At 66.5% G+C, this 1,136-nt stretch carries 1 protein-coding gene; it reads right to left on the reverse strand.

Annotation, left to right across the window (positions count from 1 at the left end; genetic code table 11):
* A partial coding sequence (locus J2P76_RS18160) for a TRAP transporter large permease (RefSeq protein WP_207409265.1) occupies positions 1–1,136 on the reverse strand: 1,136 nt, incomplete at both ends.

Below are 1,136 nucleotides of genomic sequence, written 5' to 3' on the forward strand. Positions count from 1 at the left end.
GTGGTTTCGATCTCGATCTTGACGGTGCTGGGGTCGACGGTGGACATGCCGGCCTTGTAGTGCATGACGATGCCGGGGAAGACCATAACGGCGATCACCATGGCCAGCTGGATCACGATGAACGGCACCGAGCCCCAGTAGATCTGGCCGGTGGTCACCGGCTCGATGCGCTGGCCCGTGACCTTGTCGCGGTAGGCGTCCTTGGGCGCGACCGAACGCAGGTAGAACAGCGCAAAGCCGAACGGCGGGTGCATGAACGAGGTCTGCATGTTCACCGCCAGGATCACCCCGAACCAGATCAGGTCGATGCCCATCTTGTCGGCCACCGGACCCAGCAGCGGCACGATGATGAACGCCAGCTCGAAGAAGTCCAGGAAGAACGCCAGCACGAAGGTCAGCAGGCTGACCACGATCAGGAACCCCCACTGCCCGCCCGGCACGCTGGTCAGCAGGTGCTCGACCCACAGGTCGCCGCTCACGCCCCGGAAGGTCAGACCGAACACCGTCGAGCCCACCAGGATGAACACCACGAAGCACGACAGCTTGGTGGTCGTGTCCATCGCCTGGCGCATCAGGTCCAGCGTCAGCCGCCGGCGGATCAGCGCCATGATGATCGCCCCCACCGCGCCCATCGCCCCGCCCTCGGTCGGCGTGGCCACCCCGATGAAGATCGTGCCCAGCACCAGGAAGATCAGCGCCAGCGGCGGGATCATCACGAACGTCACCCGCTCGGCCAGCGCCGACAGCAGCCCCAGCCTGAACACCTTGTTGACGATGGCGATCACGAACGCCGTCAGCCCCCACAGCAGCAGGCTGAGCACCACCTTCTCGTCGACCGGCGCCGAGGCCTTCTCCAGCCACTGCGTCAGCGCGTACGCCGAGCCCGCCGAGATCAGCATCAGCACCAGCAGCGAACGCCCCCCGCGCGAGCCGTTGGGCTCGCGAAACGCCCGCGCCTCTTCGGGCAGCGCCGGCGCCATCGACGGCCGGATGATCGACACCAGCACCACGTACAGAATGTACGACCCGGCCAGCAGGAACCCCGGCACCATCGCCGCGCGGTACATGTCGCCGATCGAGCGGCCCAGCTGGTCGGCCAGGATGATCAGCACCAGCGACGGCGGAATGATCTGCGA

It is taken from the genome of Bordetella petrii, assembly GCF_017356245.1.
Taxonomy (GTDB): domain Bacteria; phylum Pseudomonadota; class Gammaproteobacteria; order Burkholderiales; family Burkholderiaceae_B; genus Bordetella_A; species Bordetella_A petrii_D.